This is a genomic window from Coriobacteriia bacterium (assembly GCA_018368455.1).
Taxonomy (GTDB): domain Bacteria; phylum Actinomycetota; class Coriobacteriia; order Coriobacteriales; family UMGS124; genus JAGZEG01.
In genome coordinates, this window is sequence record JAGZEG010000002.1 from 239,715 (window position 1) to 257,202 (window position 17,488).

Genomic DNA, 17,488 nt, shown 5'->3' on the forward strand with positions numbered 1-17,488 from the left:
GTCCTGAGCTGGGATAACGAATGCAATACCTTGTTTTATAGCATTGCGGCGACGCGGCGCCTCCCACAAATCCCGCGAATTATGGGGGATGGCGCAACGCCGCCAGCCTACCGTTGAGATCACGCGGCGAGCCAACGCGGCCTGGGGCCTGACGCCCCGCCCACGAGCAGGCTCCCGCACGCACCACACGCAAGGCGGGCACATCGTAAGGGAATGCGCCCGCAGCCTCCCCAGCATCGCATCGGGGGATTACCCGCCAAGACGTGCGGGCGTCCGCGGTGGGGGCGAGGCGCGACACTCGAAAGGGGTATCACCATGGCTACGATCACGCGCAGGCAGATGGTCAAGGGTGCGGCACTCGGCGCCGCGACGATGGGCGCGCTCGGCGTTGCCGGCACCGCGCTGGCCGACGAGGCCGCAAGCTTCGACGAGGAGTACGACGTCGTCGTCCTGGGCATGGGCGCCGCCGGCATGGTCGCCGCCATCGCCGCCTACGAGGAGGGCGCCAAGGTCCTGCTGTGCGAGAAGGCCCCCGAGGGTGAGATCAGCGGCAACACCCGCTTCGCCGGCCAGAACATCCTGTCCACCGACGATGCCGACGCGTTCTACGCCTACCTCACCGGCCTCATGGGCAACTACAAGAACTACGACGCCGAGTGCCTGCGCGCATACGCCGACGAGGCCGCGCAGAACTGGGACTGGAGCGTCAACGTCCTGGGCATCGACCCGGCCAAGGCCTGCCCCGAGGAGGAGTCCGGCATCGGCACGCCCAACCACCCCACGTGGGTCTACAAGGAGGACGCGTGGCACATGGGCCGCGGCGGCTGGGTGCCGATGTGGAACGAGTTCCCCGAGCTCGAGGGCAACGAGGCGAGCCTGAACATCCTGTTCAACGCCACCGAGTTTGATATGTCCTACTACAACACGCTCGTCGAGAACGTCCAGAAGCGCTCGGGCGACAACCTGACCGTGTGGTACGCCGCCCCCGGCAAGGAGCTCATCCAGAACGAGGACGGCTCCATCGCCGGCGTCGTCATCGAGAAGGACGGTGCGGAGGTTCGCGTCGCGGCCAAGGGCGGCGTCTGCATGTGCACGGGCGGCTTCGAGAGCAACCCGGCCATGATCTCGAGCTTTGCGCAGCTCCCCTATCTGTATCCTCGCGCCGGCGCCTACAACGAGGGCGACGGCATCAAGATGTGCCAGGGCGTGGGCGCCCAGATGTGGCACATGTCCAACCTCTCCGGCCTGGGCTTCGGCTATCACGCCGAGGGCGCTGCGACGGCCGTGAGCGTGTCCGGCGGCAAGCGCGGCATCTACGTCGGGCCCGTCGGCGGCCGCTTCATGAACGAGGCGTCCCAGTCGCGTCACGGCCGCGTGAGCTTCGGCGGCGCCTGGAACATGACGCCCATGCCCATGCCCGCCTACCTCATCGTTGACGCCGACCACATCGCCGACCCGCTGGCCACCGGCTTCTCCGAGGGCAACGCCGACGAGATCGCCTCGGGCGCCATCCTGTCCGGCGAGACGATCGAGGAGCTGGCCGAGGCCATCCGCGCCACCGGCAAGGCGCCGAACTTCAACGCTAACGGCGAGCTCGACGACGCGCTGGCCAAGTACAACGCCCACGTCGAGGCCGGCGAGACCGACGACTTCGGCCGCGAGTGCACCGAGGCCGTGAAGACGGGCCCGTTCTATGCGCTCGAGCTGTGCCCCACGCTGCTCAACACGCAGGGCGGTGCGCGCCACAACGCCAAGGCGCAGATCCTCGACACGAAGAACATGCCCATCGAGGGCCTGTTCAGCGGTGGCGAGTTCGGCTCCATCTTCCCCGACATGTACAACGGCGGCGGCAACCTCGGCGAGACGATGATCTTCGGTCGCGTCGCCGGTCGAAACGCCGCCCTGCGCGCCAAGGGCGAGTTCGAGAGCGCAACCGAGCCCGCCGTCCTCGTTGACGAGGAAGAGGCCGCGAAGTAACCCGCCTTCCCCAGGCGTTCGCACGACCCCCTCTGGCCGCGCCCCCTTCCTTGCCGCCCCGATACGATTTGGTGTCGCATCGGTTACGACGAGGTCGGGGGCGCGGCCTTTCTCCTAGGAGAAGACTATGGTGAGCGCGTTGTTGGCTGCCCTACCCGGATCGATACGGGCGACAGCGCCATCCACGTGTGCAAGGGGGTCGTCTTCATGAGCATGACACCGATGAACAACGCCGACTATCTGACCCATCTCCAGCATGGCGAGGAGCTCCAAGCGCTCAAGGACGCCAAGAAGGCCAAGGGCTACACCTGGCAAGAGCTCGCCGACAAGGTGGGCGTCAACAAAGTGTGGCTGGCCTCGGCTTTCGACGGACAGCAGTACGTGCCCGAGGAGTATTGCGCCAAGCTCGCCGAGGCCCTGGGCGTGCCCGAGTCCGCGACGCTGTTCCTCTCCGAGCATCCCTACAAGGGCAACACCGACCCGATCCTCTACCGCCTGCACGAGGTCATCGACACGTACGGGCCAGCGATCAAGAGCATCATCCACGAGCAGGGTGGCAATGCCATCATGAGCGCCATCGACTTCGGGCTGGACTGCGACGTCATAACCGACGACGAGGGCAACCACCGCGTCATCATCAAGCTCGACGGAAAGCTGCTCGCCTACGCGAAGAAGGGGACGTATCCCTGGTAAGGGAAGCACCCGTCGATTCGAAGGAAGCGCGTCGCCCCTTCTAGCGGGAGGGCGGCGCGCTTCTTTGTTTCGAGCCTTTTGCCGGGCGGCTCTAGCAAACCTGCAGAAAAATGGGGCGAGGCTGACCTAAAATCGAGCTCGTGAATACCTGCGGAGTCGGATAGGGCACATGGCGGCCTCCTGACCCGCAGTTTCTCTAGCAGGTTCATACCGCTGGACACGGAATCCGGCCTGTCGGGAGAATGCAGGCGTTCACGACCTCGTTTTCTGGCCGCAATCTCGCCGTCGAGCGACAAAACGCGCGAGCAGGCGAACGCGAAAGGCGCAAACGAGAGCGAGTTACGAGTCTCATTGGCCCCGGAAAGGCGGTTCATCCCAGATGTCGCTCATGGACTACACGATCGGCCTCGTGTTCTTCGACGTGGACAGCGCGCTCGTGCGCGGCGTCAGCTCGAGTCGCTATCTGGCGCAAAAGCTGGGCAACCGCAAGCAGATGCTCGAGGCCGAGGCCGCCCTTGAGCGCGAGGAGATCGACAAGGCGGAGTTCTACCGCATCGACGCCGCAGCCTGGAAGCGCCACAAGCCCGAAGAGGTGCGCGCCTGGCTCGACGACATGCCGCTCATGGACGGCATCGAGGAGGTCACCGACTGGTGCCGCCGTCACGGCCTGGCACCGTACGTCTCATCGCTGGCGTGGAACTTCGTGGGCAACTACCTGGCAGAGCGCTTTGGCTTCGAGGGATGCTGCGGGCCAGAGCTCGAGGAGCGGGCGGGCATGTTCTCGGGCCGCGTCGCGCACCTGTTTGACGCAGACGACAAGCTCGTCTATGCACAAGGGCTGTGCGAGAAGCTCTACATCGAGCCCCGGGCGTGTGCGGCTGTGGGCGACGGGCGTTCCGACCTGCCGCTCTTCGGGTTCGTTGGGTGCCCGATCGCCTTCAACGCCAGCAACGTCGTCAAGGCGCAGGCCCGCTTCTCCGCCCGCAGCACCGATCTACGCGACATCCTCCCCTACCTGCAGGAGTGGGAGCGCGAGCTGTAGAGGGGAGCGCCGGCGTCCGCAGGGGCCATCCCCGCAAAGCGACCCCTGCCGCCCGGCCCTAAGAGGCCCGCTCGGCAGTGACCGCCCATCCTGCAGGGCCCGGCCATCCCGCGAGGCCGCCCGACAAGGTCGCTCTCCCGGCAGGCCCGCTCGGCAGGGGCCGCCTACCCCGCAAGGCCCGCCCATCCTGCAGGCCCGACCATCCCGCAAGGCCGCCCGACCCGCAGGGGCCGCCCACCCGGCAGGACCCGGCCGTCCTGCAAGGCCGCCCGACAAGGTCAGCTTTTTCGTTTGTGCCAGGTTTTGCAAAATCGAGCGCCGGAATTGTCCCCGATTCACGGTTATGCAAGGTTTGCGGGGCAGCTTTTCAACACGCATCCGTGAGCAACCAGGAAAACCGCAGGCAGGAGAGCTGCCTGCTCCGAGCCCGTCTTATCCCGGGCGTGAAAAAGCCGCGCAAACCTCGCACATCCGAAATCTGCGCCCATTTCCGGGGCCGTCTTTTGCAAAACCTGGCATAACCGCAGAATGTGGCCAGGATTTTGGGCGAGAGATGGAATCCCCCCATCTTCCCCCAAGTCGAACCCGCACAACAAAAAACGTCTCCGCAGGCTTTCGGCTGTAAGCCGTTTACCTGCGGAGACGTCTTCGTCTCAGGTGGTGCGGGCGAAAGGACTTGAACCTTCATGGGGTTGCCCCCACATGGACCTGAACCATGCGCGTCTGCCAATTCCGCCACGCCCGCGTGAGACAAGAATTTACTACGACGTCGTCACCCTGTCCAGGAACAGGCACAAATAACCCGAAATATGGAGAGAAGAACACAAACTTGCCCCTAATACGCGCACGAATACCCCGACGAGCCAACCTACGCCACGCCCAAGGCCTGCTCCGCCTGAAGCATCGCAGCATCCATAGCGTCAAGCGCAGCCTTCGCGGCGCCGGCCGTCGAGTACAGGCGCCCCACTGCAAGCATGTCACCCGACTTGAACGCGCGAACATCTTCGACAAGCTGGCCCACCTGGTCGCAGAACTCGGCGCAGCTCTCGTTCGCGTCGTTCATACTTTGCCGGGCTCCCGACGGCAATATCGACGACGGCGCGTTCGCCAGGGCCGTCGCGCGCAGATTCGTCGCGTTGGCACTGACCGTCGCCAACGTCGTGTCGTCGAGCGCCGTCAGCATGTCCGTTGCCGTGCGGCTACCGCCGGAAACGCCCTCGATCATCGTTGCATCGACGTCCGTACCAGCAAACACTCGCTGTACTGGCGCAGCTACGGCATCCTTCCACGTTTGGTACGCCGCGCCCTGCTCGGGATCGGCAAAGCTGGAGGCAGTCGTTTGGCCTCCGCTCCCTGCCCCGAACAGTCCGCTCAAGTCAGGCAGGCTGAGACCCGCGCCCGAGCCGGACGTCGCCTCAGCCGCACCGCTAACGAGAGGCGAGGTGTTCACCAGATCGTCAATCGCGGCCTTTATCGCGTCGACACCGCCCTCGAACGACGCGCTGAGCTCGCCGAACCCCTCGCGCACCGCCGCGCTTCCGAGCGTGTATACCGCGGATACGACACCGAGCACAACCACGACACTCAGCAGAATGCTCGTGATAATGGAGAGCACCTTGTACACCATATGAATCGCCTCCTTCGCCTGCCGACTATAGCATGCGACCGTGGCGCCCCCGTGCCGGCCGGCTCCCGCGGCCACCGGCCCGCCTACGCTTCATCGAATGCGGGCTAACTCGCATGTGTTTTCGTAGCTAGTCCAAAAAAGGATCAGTTTTCCTGCGGTTTTATCTTTCATGTTCCCCATGCGAAGATTAAGCAACGCGAGTCAGCCCGCACTCGACGGCGGGGAGGACGCGGCCTGGGAGCAGCCTGCAGCTCGGAAGCGACCCCGGCCCGCGGGAGCAACTTGCTCGCGGGGTACAATGACCGGAAGCTCGTCCCCGGCAAGAAAGGCCCATCGCCATGTCCGCAGCTCGGGCCGCCGCCCGCCCCGCATACCCCGCCCCCGACGCCGACGCCTTCGACCCGCAGGCAGACGCCGCCAGCCTCGTGCTCGGCCGCTATCGCGTGCTCGAGGAGCGCGGCAAGGGGGGCTTCGGCACAGTGTCGGTCTGCTGGGATCCTCGCCTCATGCGCCGCGTCGCCATCAAGGTCATCCCCCTGCACCCCGCCACCCCCTCCGCAGGGCCGTCGGGCAAAGCAAGGAAAGGCATGCCGACAAGCCCCTCGGATCCAGGAGACGCCGAGCAGGCCCGGGCAGACGCCCTGCTGCGCGCTGCCCTCGCCGAGACGCGCACGGCAAGTGTGCTCCCCCACCCCAACATTGTCTCGATGCTCGACTTCGAGGCCGACGCCGACAACGCCTACATCATCATGGAGTGCGTCGAGGGCGCGAGCCTCGCCGAGCTGCTCGACGCGACCGACGACGGCCTGCTCACCCCCGACGAGGCCGCCGCCGTCGCAGATGCCGTGGGCGACGCGCTGGCCTTCGCCCACGAAAACGGCGTGCTTCACCTCGACATCAAGCCCGACAACATCCTCATCGACGCCTCAGGGCGCGTGCGTCTGGCCGACTTCGGCATGGCGACGCTCTCGACGGCCACCGGCTACAGCAACGCCGTCGGTGGCACGATCGGCTACATGCCACCCGAACAGCTCCAAGCCGGCCAGGTCGACGTGCGCACCGACGTGTTCGCCTTCGCCGCCGTCATGTACGAGGCGCTCACCGGCACGCGGCCCTTCGCGGCACCCAGCGTCAAAAAGTCGCTCGAGCTCGTCTGCGGGCAGCTTGCCGATCCGTGCGCCCTGAACGAGGACGTCACCCCCCAAGCGGCAGACGCCCTGCTCACCGCCCTCGATCCCGACCCGGAAGTACGCCCCACGAGCGTGCGCGCCTTCGCAGACGAGCTGCTCGCCGGCCTGGGAAGCCTCCGCGCTGGCAGGCAGTCGCTCGCCGCCCTCGTCGCCGACGTCACGTGCGACGAGGCGGAGCCCGCCGATGACGAGGGGGGCGTCCCCGCCGAACCCGGCGCATACGACGACGAGCTCGGCCCTCTCGGCCGTTCCCACCCCCGCCTCGCCAGCTGGCTCATGCGCGGCCTGGCGGGCTTCGCGGCAGGCTGGGTCGCGGCCCTCGTGGCGCTCGCCTGCGTCGGCGCGCCCGCTGGTACCGACGCGGGCCCCACCAGCACGACCACCAGCTCAGATCCCATCGTTGCGGCAGCCTCCGCCACCAGTCAGGCAACCGCCCCCGCCGCAGGCGCGGACGCCACCCCCGCCAGCACGAACCCCGTCCCAGCCAGCGCCTCCCCCTTGCCCGCCGGCACCACGACCGCCCTCGTCGTCGGCCTCGTCGTCTTCGTCGTCGGCACGGCTGCCCCCCAGCTCGCCGGCGCCCTCGCCGTCGCTTCCCTCGTCGTAGGCTGCCTCGCGCTGCGCCAGTGGGCGCTCGCCGTCGCCGTGCTCGCGCTTGGCATCGCGTGGTGGCTGTTCGTCGTGCGCCGCGAGCCCCTCGGCACGGGCACCCCACTCGCCGGCGCCATCGGGGCGCAGCTCGCCAGCCCACTGCCCCCCGTTCTCGCTGCCCTGTTGCTCACCCCCGCACGCGCCGCGGCTTCGGCGGCGTTCGCTCTCACCGTCGGCCTCACGATCGCCGCACTCGCCGGCACCTCGAGCCTGAGCGCCACCAGCCTCGCAAGCCTGGCGGCCACAAGCCCCGCACAGGCCACGAGCGCGCTGATCGCCCTGCTCTCCGACCCCCTCACATGGGTGCGCGGAGCGGGCTGGGCCGCCGCGGCTGCCGCTGGCGCAGGCCTGTGCGCCCAGGGCGGCAAGACCCGCTGCTACCTGGGAATCCTGTCGTCGTCAGCCATCCTGATATTGTTTCAGCTCGTTATTTCGCGTATGGAAAATGGCGGGTTATGGGCCGCTCCCGCAGCTCAGGAGGTTGTTAGCATCATCGCCTCTTCTATACTTGCATATATTGTCGTTGCTTTGCTGGGCACGCCGCGCTCCCTGTTCACCGAGGAAGCCGTCGCGCCCGATGACGATTTAGCCAGAGAGGACCTCTAGCCCATGAGTTTCTTCGACATCCTCGAGGGTCGCATGCAGCAGCTGTTCGAAGGCAACCGCATGCTTGCCCCGCTTCCCTTCAAGAAGCTGGCCAAGTCGGCCGTGCACGAGATGAAGCGCAACGCGGTCAAGATCGACGGACGCCACCTGGCTCCGACGCTCTACACCGTGCTCGTGAACCCGGGTGACGATCAGGCCATGGCCGCGCTCTACCAGGATGTCACCAACGAGCTCGTCGACTTCCTCGCCCACGAGGCGCAGGCCGACGGCCTCGAGCTCACGGGCGAACCCATCGTGCGCTTCATCGCCGAGCCGAACATCAAGCCGGGCAAGGCCGACGTCATCGCCGAGGTCGTGACGCCCGACGTCCTCGAGGAGATCCGCATCGAGGAATCGGCCTACGCTGAGCAGCACGTCAGCGCAGCCGGCGGCACCGCGCGCCCCGTGGCAGCAGCGCCCGCCGTTCCGCAGCAGGCCGCGCCCCTGCATGGCGCCCAGCCCGCGATCCCGGCCATCCCCGCAAACCCCACCCAAGCGCAGGCCCGAACCATGCGCATGGCAGGCGCCCCCGTCGTAGGTGGCAACGCTCCTGCCGGTATGGCGCCCCTGCCTGTGCCCGCATCCGGCCCCTCGGCAGCATGCCAGCTTACGGATACCAGCACGGGTCGCACGTGGCGCATCAGCACCGGATCCACCGTCATCGGCCGCGAGGAGGCCTCGGCCGACCTCGTGCTCGCCGACAGCAACGTTAGCCGCCGCCACGCCGAGCTCGCCCGCGCGGACGCCGGCTGGACGATCGCCGACCTCGGCTCGACGAATGGCACGCGCGTCAACGGCCAGCGCGTCACGTCGCAGGTGCTGCACTCGGGCGACGTCATAACCCTCGGCCTCGTCGAGCTCCAGTTCAGGGAGCTGTAACCCATGCCCGCCGTCGTGCTCTTCATCGGGCGCGTGCTGCTCGTCGTCCTGCTCTTCGTGTTCCTGTTTGCCATCATGAAGACGGGCGTCGGCCTCGTGAAGGGGCAGCGCAGCGACGCAGCCGTGTGGAGCGTCGACATCATCGACGGGCCCAATGAGGTCAAAGGCGAGCACGTGGACATCCTCGGCCCCATCGTCGTGGGCCGATCACCAGGCGCGGACATCGTGCTGCCCGGCGCCTATGTCTCGGGGCGCCATGCGCGCTTCTCTCCGCAGGGTCCAGCCCTCGTGGCCGAGGACCTCAACTCGATGAACGGCACGCTCGCCAACGGGCACGCCATCGTGGGGCCCACCGTGCTCCATGACGGCGACCTCGTCCAGATAGGCGACGCCGTGATGAGGGTGACGCGACAATGAGCGACACATCGGACACCCGCCACACGCCGCGGCACTTCGCCCCGCGCGATGACGAAACCCAGAGCGCCGGTCCCGTTCCCGCTCCCCAGCACGCATATCCAATCCCGGCATCCGATGACGCGGTAACACCGTCGGATGCCGCCGCATACCTGTCCGACTACGAGCGTCTGCGTCTGCTTGACGACTCCGGCCCCCTGCCGGCCGTCCACCTGGCAGCGCCTACACCGCAGGGCTCCGTGACCCCCGCGAGCCCGGCGGAACCTGCCAGCTCGGCCCCCGCTCCCGCAGCTCACGCCGCCCCGGCGACACCCGCAGACGCGAGCCCCGTCCCAACATCCCCGGCGAGCACGTCAGACAACGCCCCGGCAGCGCCATCCGACGCCGAGCCCCCTGCCGCACCTGCGCGCCCTGATGACGCCCCGGCAGCCGAGCCCGAGCCCGAGGCCCAGCCCGCCGCGGCGGCTGCGGCCGCCGACGCCACACCCGCCGCAGGCAACACCGGCGCGGACGACGCCAACGACGAGCAAGACGCCCTGGCCGCGCTCGCAAGTGACGCGGGCGTCGGCGAGGTCGAGGCTCCGTCTGAGGAGGCGCTCACAGCCGAGATCCGGCTGGACGCCGACGCTCCCCGAGCTGGCACGCCCATCGTGCACCGCGTCACGCACCAGACGCTGACGCCCGAGCCGGCTTCCGACGACGGAGACGACACCCTTCCGCTCGACATGTCGCAGTACGCGGGCAACGCCGGGAACCCCGCCCCATCGCCCGACGAGCTTGACCACATAGAGGTGGCGGCCATGGCGACGGCGGGCAACCCCTCGCAAACCATGCCGTTCGCCCCCGTCAAGCCGACGTCGCGCGACAGCGTGTCCGCCTCGACGCGCCTGTCGGGCGCCGCGCGATCCACGGGCGCCCTTGCGTGGGGCTCGCGCACGGACGTCGGCCGCGTTCGCGAGCACAATGAGGACTCCTACCTCGTCAACTTCCCGCTGTTCGCCGTCGCCGACGGCATGGGCGGCCATGCGGCGGGCGAGGTCGCGAGCACGATAGCTGTCTCGTCGCTGGCGGAGGCCGGCCTCACGAAGCCCGACCCCGACGCGCTGGGCGCCGCCATCGAAGCGGCAAACATCGCCGTGCTCGACGGCGTCGACGAGGGCATCGGCCGCCCCGGCATGGGCACGACGTGCACGGCTGTCGTCATCGACGGAACGCGTATGGCCGTCGGCCACGTGGGCGACTCACGCGCCTACCTGCTGCACGAGGGCAAGCTGCTGCGCGTCACGCACGACCACTCGTTCGTGGAGGAGCTCGTCGAAGCCGGCGAGATCACGCCCGAGGAGGCGCGCGTCCACCCGAGCCGCTCCATCATCACGCGCGCGCTGGGCAGCGAGCGCTCAATGCACGCCGACTCGTTCCTTGTCGACGTCACGTTGGGCGACCGCATCCTGCTGTGCTCCGACGGCCTGTCGTCCATGATCTCCGACGACGTCATCGAAGAGGCCATGGTCACCTCGCCGGCCCCACAGGCCTGCGCCGACCGTCTCGTCGACCTCGCCCTGGGAGCCGGTGGCCTCGACAACGTCACCGTCATCGTCATCGACGTCAAAGACGACGGCATCGAGCGTCATGCCCTGCTCAACCGCATACGCAACGTCGCGCTGTGGCTCGTCGCCGTCGTGGCCGTGCTCGTCGCCATCCTGGTGGGCATCATGGTCTACGCCGACCACACGTGGTACCTCACAGACCGGGACGGCTATGTCACGCTCTACAAGGGCATACCGGGCGACTACCCGCTCGTCACGCTGTCCGAAGAGATCGAGCAGACAAACATCCGCACCTCCCAGCTGTCCGAGACGGTCGAGGAGCGCCTGAGCCGCGGCATATCGTTCGGCTCGGAAGACGCTGCGCGCGCCGTGCTCGAGCGCTACCGCGCACAGCTCGCCGCCAACGAGAGCGACGGCGTCGTCGTGGGCCCCATCGCGAGCTCCCAGGCCGACGACACCTCCTCGTCCGAGGACAACGTCGTCAACGCCGCAGAGCTCATGCCGTCGCAGGCCGAGCCCGACCAGGCACAGGCCCCCTCGGACGGCCCGGCTAACGCCGGCCAGGACGCCTAGCCCATGGGCCGCCGTCGCAACACAGAGCTGCTCCTGCTGCTCGCCGGCGCCGTGCCGGTGTTCCTGCTGTATGCGATGTACGTCGCGCAGCAAGGCGGCGCGCTCACGGCGCAGGCTCTCATCGTGCCCATCGGCCTGTCGGTGGCGTTTGCGGCAGCCCACGTGGCGACGCGCTTCCTCGCCCCGGGCGCCGACCCCGCCATCATGCCCATCGTGTTCGTGCTGTCGGGCATCGGCATAACGTTCGTGACACGCCTGGCGCCCGAGGCCGCGACGCGGCAGGTCATCTGGCTGTTCATCGGCGTCGCGGCCATGGTCGTCACGCTGCTCGTCGTGCGCAACCTCGAAAAGCTCGCGCGCTACAAGTACACGTTTGGCATATTCGGCATCGCCTGTCTGCTGCTCCCGATGTTCGTGGGCTTCGAGTCGGGCGGCAGCAAGCTGTGGGTGAACTTTTTCGGGCTGTTTTCGTTCCAGCCCGGCGAGGTCGCCAAAGTGCTCGTCGTCATATTCCTGGCGAGCTTCCTGTCGGAGAACCGCGAGCTACTCGCCATAGCGAACCACCAGGTGCTCGGCCTGCGCATCCCCCGGCTCACGATGCTGCTGCCGCTGCTCATCATGTGGGTCATCTCTCTGCTCATCGTCGTGTACGAGCGAGACCTGGGCAGCGCCCTGCTGTTCTTCGTCATATTCCTCGTCATGCTGTACGTGGCGACGGGGCGCCTGTTCTACCCGCTCGTGGCCGCGGTGCTGCTCGCCATCGGCGGTGTGCTCGCCTATCACTTCTTCGGGCACGTGCGCACGCGCGTGTCCATCTGGCTCGACCCGTTCGCCGACCCCAGCGGCAGCGGCCTGCAGATCGTGCAATCGCTCTACTCGTTGGCCGACGGCGGCCTGTTCGGCACGGGCATCGGCCAAGGCATGCCGACGCTCATCCCCGTCGTCGAGAGTGACTTCATCTTCTCGGCCATCGGCGAGGAGATGGGCCTGCTCGGCGCCTCCGCGGTGCTCTTCCTGTTCATGCTGTTCACCGTGCGCGGCTTCCTCACGGCCGCGCGCGCTAAGAGCGACCTGGCCGCGTTCATGGCCGTCGGCCTGACGAGCGCCATCTCGTTTCAGGCGTTCCTCATCGTCGGCGGCGTCACGAAGCTCATCCCGCTGACCGGCGTCACGCTGCCGTTCATGAGCCAGGGCGGCTCGTCGCTGCTCGCCAGCTTCGTCATCGTCGGGCTGCTGCTGCGCTGCGGTGACGAGGGCACGGGTACGCAGGTCGAGATCGACGGCAGCGGCGTGTCGGCCCGCGGCATGGGCGGCGGCCTGCACCTGAGCACGCCCGAGAGCGGCGTTCTGGGCAGGCGCGCGCTGTCGAAGCGCCTCACGGTGCTCACGGCCTTGTTCACGCTGCTGTTCGCCGCCCTCATCGCCAACCTGTTCTACGTCCAGGTCGTCAAAGCCGACGAGCTGCAGAACAACCCCGCGAACAACCACACGATCGCCCGCAAGGCATACGTCGACCGCGGCTCCATCATCACGTCGGACGGCGTGACGCTCGCCGAGAGCGTGCGCCAGGCCGACGGAACGTACGTGCGCAGCTACCCGCAGGGCTCGCTCGCGTCGCACACGGTGGGCTACCTCTCGACGCGCTACGGCTCGACGGGCATCGAGAGCGCCTACGACACCGTGCTCACCGGCTCATCGAACTACGACACCTGGGAGAGCGCGCTCAACAAGATCGCCGGCGCCAGCACGACGGGCGATGACGTCGTGCTCACGGTCGACGCGCGCATCCAGGCGGCGGCGGAGGCGGCGCTGCAGGGCTACGTCGGCGCGATCGTCGTGCTCGACCCGCAGACGGGTGCCGTGCTGGCCAAGGCCTCCTCGCCCACGTATGCCAACAGCGACCTCGACAACCTGCTTGCTAACGGCGGCGAGAACAGCCCGCTGCTCGACCGCACGACACAGGCGCTCTACACGCCCGGCTCCACGTTCAAGGCAGTCACGCTCGCCGCTGCGCTCGAGAGCGGCGTGGCGACGCTCGACACCGTCTACGACGCACCGGCGTCCCTCGACATCGGCGGCGCCGCCGTCACGAACATCAACGGCGACGACTACGGCCAGCTCGACCTGCGCACGGCGTTTGCCTACTCCGCCAACACGGTGTTTGGCCAGATCGCCACGCAGGTCGGCCCGCAGGCGCTCGTCAACATGGCGCGCGCGTTTGGCTACGGCACGTCCGTGGGCATGGGCTTCACAACGCTGCCCTCGCTCATGCCCGACCCGTCGGAGATGACGGAGTGGGAGACGGCCTGGGCGGGCGCCGGCCAGCCCGTCGGATCGCACCCGAGCCCCGCGGGCCCCCAGTCCACCGTCATGCAGAACGCCATGGTGGCAGCTGCCATCGCAAACGGCGGCGTCGTCATGGAGCCCTACGTCGTCGAGAGCATCACCGACGCGAACGGCACCGTGCTCAACGCGACGACGCCCCACGCGCTCGGCCAGGCTGTCTCGCCCGCAACGGCGCAGGCTGTCGGCGAGGCCATGCTCACGACCGTCAACGAGGGCACGGGCAGCGCGGCTTCCGTCGCCGGGGTCGACGTCGCGGGCAAGACGGGCACGGCCGAGACGGGCGAGGAAAACCCCGACGCCTGGTTCATCGGATACGCACCGTACGAGAATCCCACCGTGGCTATCGCCGTCGTTGTCGAAAATGACGCCGAGCATGCCGCGACCTCCATTGCAGGCAATGTGTTGCAGTCGGCACTGGCCGCGCTTTCGGCGCAGGGGGACTAGCATGGCAACATACGAAGCTCAAACGCAGCAGCGCACACAGTTCAGGAAGGGAGCCCTCCCATGGCGATAGAGAGAGGAACGGTGTTCGGCGGCCGCTACGTGGTGCAGTCGCAGGTGGGCACCGGTGGCATGGCAACCGTATACCGCGGCATGGACCAAACGCTCGATCGCCTCGTCGCGATCAAGGTCATGCTGTCGCGCTACGCGTCCGACCCGTCGTTCGCTGCGCGCTTCAAGCAGGAGGCCCAGGCGGCCGCAGCCCTGCAGAGCCCCTACATCGTGAGCGTGTACGACTGGGGCAAGGAGGGTGACACCTACTACATCGTCATGGAGTACCTGCGCGGCACCGACCTCAAGACGGGCATCCGTAGCCACGGTGCGCTCGCCCCGCGCAAGGTGGCGCAGATCGGCGCACAGGTGTGCTCGGCGCTGTCAGTGGCCCACGCGCACGAGATCATCCACCGCGACATCAAGCCGCAGAACATCATGATCCAGCCGAACGGCGACGCCAAGGTCATGGACTTCGGCATCGCCCGCTCCAAGAACTCGCACCTCACGCAGACGAACTCCGTGCTCGGCACCGCGCACTATGTCTCGCCCGAGCAGGCGCAGGGCAAGGAGCTCGGCCCCACGAGCGACCTGTACTCGCTGGGCGTCGTCATGTACGAGGCGTCGACCGGCAAGCTGCCCTTTGACGGCGACGACGCCGTGAGCGTGGCGCTCAAGCAGGTCAACGAGGAGCCGGTTCCACCGAGCGAGATCAACCCCAACGTGGATGACAACCTCGAGGCCATCATCATGAAGTGCATGGCCAAGGATCCCGGCGAGCGCTTCCAGAGCGCAGACGAACTGCGTCGCGTGCTCAACAACTACATCATGGGCCGCCCGCTGAACCTGGGCACGACGACGCGCGTCATGAGCCCCTCGGCAACGCAGACGACCGTCATGCAGGGCGGCGCCACCGGCACGACGCCGCTGCGCGGCCAGACCGAACCCACGCGCCGCATCGCCAGCACGCAGGCCATGAACCGCGCCGTCGGCATGAACAGCGCGGCGGGACCCGTCGGCAGCGGGCGCGGGGGCGCCGGCGGCAGGGGCGGATCGAGCGGCTCCATGACGCAGGAGCGCCAGGGTCTGCCCGGGCCCGCCATCGCCGGCATCGTCGCCGTCGTCATCATCGCGCTCGTCCTTGTCATCGTCTTCGCCCTGCGCGGTTGCGCCGGCGGCACGAACACGCCGGGCGTGAACGGCACGGACACGACGGGCGTCGCAGCATCCAGCACGACCGACACCAAGACGTCCACGAGCACCGAGACCGTCAAGGTTCCCTCGGTCACGGGCAAGACCGTTGACGCGGCGCGCTCTGAGCTCCAGGCGGCCGGCCTCGACGTGGGCACGACGTCCCAGCAGGCCAGCGACAGCGTGCCCAAGGACCAGATCATCAGCCAGAACCCGACGGCCAACAGCACGGTCAACAAGGGCTCCAAGATCAACGTCGTCGTATCCACCGGCCCGACGAACGCAGCCCTGCCGTCGCTGACCGTGGGCATGAGCGAGGCCGACGCCGTCAAGGCGCTCGAGGCCGCTGGCTTCAAGGCGCGCCACGACAGCAACCTCGACGACTTCAGCGATCAGGCAGCCGAGGGCACGTTCCTCAAGCTCAACCCGGCTCAGGCGAACAGCACGTCCATCGCCAAGGGCACGGAGATCACGTACGGCCTGTCCAAGGGTGCGCAGACGGTAAGCGTGCCCTACGGCCTCGTGGGTGCCACGTGGGACGAGGCGAACAGCGCGCTTTCGAACGCCCAGCTCACCGCCGTGCAGAACCTCGTCGACGACGATCACGTGGCCCAGGGCTCCGTCGTCTCCGTCGAGCCCGGCGAGGGCACGGAGGGGCTTGCCCCGTGGAGCAGCGTGACGGTCAACGTCTCGAACGGCCCGTCCTCGGTCACGATCCCGACGGGCCTTGAAGGCTCGAGCTACGACTCCGTGGCAGCGCAGCTGTCGAGCCTGGGTCTGAACGTCAGCGCGCAGCACGAGTACAGCAGCACTGCCGCGGCAGGCACCGTCACGTGGGTGGGCAGCGCCGGCCAGCAGGTGTCGAAGGGCACGACGGTCAACGTCGGCGTCTCGGACGGCCCCGAGCCTACGCCCCAGATAACGGTGCCGGATGTAAGAAACTGGTCGAGTGACTCCGCGGCATACGCCATCTCGGAAGAAGGCCTCACGCCCAACGTCATCACAGGCGACGCAGCCCCGAGCGCCAATGCCGAGGGCATCGTCTACGCCGTCGAGCCAGGCGCGGGCTCGTCCGTCGACCAGGGCAGCACGGTCACGATCTATGTGTATGGCCCGTACGTCGACTCGTCGGGCGGCAACACAGAAGCCCAGGCCGAGGCCTAAAGCACCGTACATACCAGGGCACAGCAACGCGGCCCGGACGGAGAGCGACTCCGCCCGGGCCGCGTTTTCTTTTGAGAGCGCAGGCCGCTGCACACGAAGGCCCATCTACCAGCAGGGGCGCTTGGCCCCGCCCATGCGGAAAGACCAAGCGCCCCTAAAAACAGCGTCGCGCATGATGGCTGAGCCGGGGATAAGCCTGGCCCAGGGAACGCAGCTACGCCAGACGAATGGCCAGCGTAACGTTGGTGCCCGCCTTGGGCAGGACGGTGGCGTCGCCCGTAAACGTGACGTCGGAACCCACGGACGCGTCGGAGATGAGTGCCGTCGAGCTGCTCGTCAGCGCAACGATGTCGCCCGTGGGATCCTCGTTGCCGTCGCGCGAGCCGCTCACCGCAAAGTCCGGCGTCCACGTGCCGGCAGAGGGCACGAGGCACTGCTCGATCGGCTTCTCGTCCTCCTTGCCCCACTGCAGCGTCAGCGTGACCTTGGCGCCCTGCTCAGCACCGATGGTCTGCAGGCCCTCCCACGTCTCCAGGTCGGTGTTGATGGAGCGCAGCACGCACTTCGTGCCGTCAGAGGAGCTCTCGAAAGCGGTGAGCACCTGCGATGCCTGGGCCGTCGTGGCATCGGTCACCTGCAGCGCGAGGAACACGGCCTTGTTCTTGCGGTCAACGACCATCGGCAGCTCCGTCGAGACGGCGGCCGCCTTCGAGGCGTTCGTCGCAGCGGCGTCTTTTGCCGAAGAGGAGGCCTTAGCGGCGTCCTTCGCAGAAGAGGCGGCCTCCGACTTGGCAGCGGCCTTTACCTCGCCGTCATGCGAGGCGCTGGCAGCCTCGGCGGCAAACGAGGGGCGAACGAACAGGCTGCCCAGCGCCATGCCGGCAGCAGCGACGCCCAGACCCAGGAACTCGCGACGAGACACGCCCTCGGACTTGTTCTCCATGATGATCCCTCTCTCACGATCGCGTTGAATTAGCCGGCGCGTTTCTGGCGCGCTAGCCCGTGCCGAGACGTGCCCGGCATCCGAGCGCCCACTGTACGCGCGGGATATCCCCTG

The 17,488-nt window shown here is 67.7% G+C and carries 11 protein-coding genes and 1 tRNA gene; 9 read left to right on the top strand and 3 right to left on the bottom strand.

The features are described 5' to 3' along the window. Positions 1–315 precede the first annotated feature (315 nt). The 3 genes from KHZ24_02230 (at position 316) to KHZ24_02240 (ending at position 3,712) form a co-directional block, all read left to right on the top strand. A complete protein-coding gene (locus KHZ24_02230; GenBank protein MBS5450020.1) occupies positions 316–1,977 on the top strand; it encodes an FAD-binding protein in 1,662 nt (553 codons plus the stop codon). A gap of 213 nt (positions 1,978–2,190) precedes the next feature. Continuing rightward, on the top strand, positions 2,191–2,670 hold the full coding sequence (locus KHZ24_02235) for a helix-turn-helix domain-containing protein (GenBank protein MBS5450021.1): 480 nt from the start codon (positions 2,191–2,193) through the stop codon (positions 2,668–2,670). Positions 2,671–3,049: 379 nt separating this feature from the next. Further along, complete coding sequence (locus KHZ24_02240) at positions 3,050–3,712, top strand: HAD family phosphatase (protein MBS5450022.1); 663 nt, start codon at positions 3,050–3,052, stop codon at positions 3,710–3,712. A gap of 658 nt (positions 3,713–4,370) precedes the next feature. Here KHZ24_02240 and KHZ24_02245 read toward each other — a convergent pair. Both KHZ24_02245 and KHZ24_02250 read right to left on the bottom strand, forming a co-directional pair. Next, positions 4,371–4,457 (bottom strand) — tRNA-Leu (locus KHZ24_02245). A 123-nt stretch (positions 4,458–4,580) separates the two neighbouring features. After that, entirely contained in the window at positions 4,581–5,339 is a 759-nt protein-coding gene (locus tag KHZ24_02250) for a hypothetical protein (GenBank protein MBS5450023.1), read from the bottom strand. 338 nt (positions 5,340–5,677) lie between these two features. Between KHZ24_02250 and KHZ24_02255 the strand changes: the two genes are divergently transcribed. From KHZ24_02255 to pknB, 6 genes are all read left to right on the top strand, one after another. Beyond that, the gene (locus KHZ24_02255) at positions 5,678–7,786 is read left to right on the top strand and encodes a serine/threonine protein kinase (protein ID MBS5450024.1); all 2,109 of its coding nucleotides are present in this window, start codon (positions 5,678–5,680) and stop codon (positions 7,784–7,786) included. Positions 7,787–7,789: 3 nt separating this feature from the next. After that, positions 7,790–8,704, top strand: coding sequence for a DUF3662 domain-containing protein (locus tag KHZ24_02260; GenBank protein MBS5450025.1), 915 nt, complete (start codon positions 7,790–7,792; stop codon positions 8,702–8,704). Positions 8,705–8,707: 3 nt separating this feature from the next. Beyond that, a complete protein-coding gene (locus KHZ24_02265; GenBank protein ID MBS5450026.1) occupies positions 8,708–9,121 on the top strand; it encodes an FHA domain-containing protein in 414 nt (137 codons plus the stop codon). A 797-nt stretch (positions 9,122–9,918) separates the two neighbouring features. Then, a complete protein-coding gene (locus KHZ24_02270; GenBank protein ID MBS5450027.1) occupies positions 9,919–11,238 on the top strand; it encodes a Stp1/IreP family PP2C-type Ser/Thr phosphatase in 1,320 nt (439 codons plus the stop codon). A gap of 3 nt (positions 11,239–11,241) precedes the next feature. Continuing rightward, a complete protein-coding gene (locus KHZ24_02275) occupies positions 11,242–14,028 on the top strand; it encodes an FtsW/RodA/SpoVE family cell cycle protein (GenBank protein MBS5450028.1) in 2,787 nt (928 codons plus the stop codon). 60 nt (positions 14,029–14,088) lie between these two features. After that, positions 14,089–16,431 (top strand): Stk1 family PASTA domain-containing Ser/Thr kinase, encoded by a 2,343-nt coding sequence (gene pknB, locus KHZ24_02280; GenBank protein ID MBS5450029.1) that lies wholly within the window; start codon positions 14,089–14,091, stop codon positions 16,429–16,431. Positions 16,432–16,645: 214 nt separating this feature from the next. Here the strand turns inward: pknB and KHZ24_02285 are convergent, their stop codons facing one another. After that, positions 16,646–17,374 carry a hypothetical protein gene (locus tag KHZ24_02285; GenBank protein MBS5450030.1) on the bottom strand — a complete coding sequence of 243 codons (729 nt, stop codon included), beginning with the start codon at positions 17,372–17,374 and terminating at the stop codon, positions 16,646–16,648. Positions 17,375–17,488 lie beyond the last annotated feature (114 nt).

Excerpts from the sequence above, each read along its gene's own strand:
- KHZ24_02255 (MBS5450024.1), top strand. The coding sequence starts at position 5,678 with ATGTCCGCAGCTCGGGCCGCCGCCCGCCCCGCATACCCCGCCCCCGAC.
- pknB (MBS5450029.1), top strand. The coding sequence starts at position 14,089 with ATGGCGATAGAGAGAGGAACGGTGTTCGGCGGCCGCTACGTGGTGCAG.
- KHZ24_02260 (MBS5450025.1), top strand. The coding sequence starts at position 7,790 with ATGAGTTTCTTCGACATCCTCGAGGGTCGCATGCAGCAGCTGTTCGAA.
- KHZ24_02275 (MBS5450028.1), top strand. The coding sequence starts at position 11,242 with ATGGGCCGCCGTCGCAACACAGAGCTGCTCCTGCTGCTCGCCGGCGCC.
- KHZ24_02230 (MBS5450020.1), top strand. The coding sequence starts at position 316 with ATGGCTACGATCACGCGCAGGCAGATGGTCAAGGGTGCGGCACTCGGC.
- KHZ24_02250 (MBS5450023.1), bottom strand. The coding sequence starts at position 5,339 with ATGGTGTACAAGGTGCTCTCCATTATCACGAGCATTCTGCTGAGTGTC.
- KHZ24_02270 (MBS5450027.1), top strand. The coding sequence starts at position 9,919 with ATGGCGACGGCGGGCAACCCCTCGCAAACCATGCCGTTCGCCCCCGTC.
- KHZ24_02285 (MBS5450030.1), bottom strand. The coding sequence starts at position 17,374 with ATGGAGAACAAGTCCGAGGGCGTGTCTCGTCGCGAGTTCCTGGGTCTG.
- KHZ24_02265 (MBS5450026.1), top strand. The coding sequence starts at position 8,708 with ATGCCCGCCGTCGTGCTCTTCATCGGGCGCGTGCTGCTCGTCGTCCTG.
- KHZ24_02235 (MBS5450021.1), top strand. The coding sequence starts at position 2,191 with ATGACACCGATGAACAACGCCGACTATCTGACCCATCTCCAGCATGGC.
- KHZ24_02240 (MBS5450022.1), top strand. The coding sequence starts at position 3,050 with ATGTCGCTCATGGACTACACGATCGGCCTCGTGTTCTTCGACGTGGAC.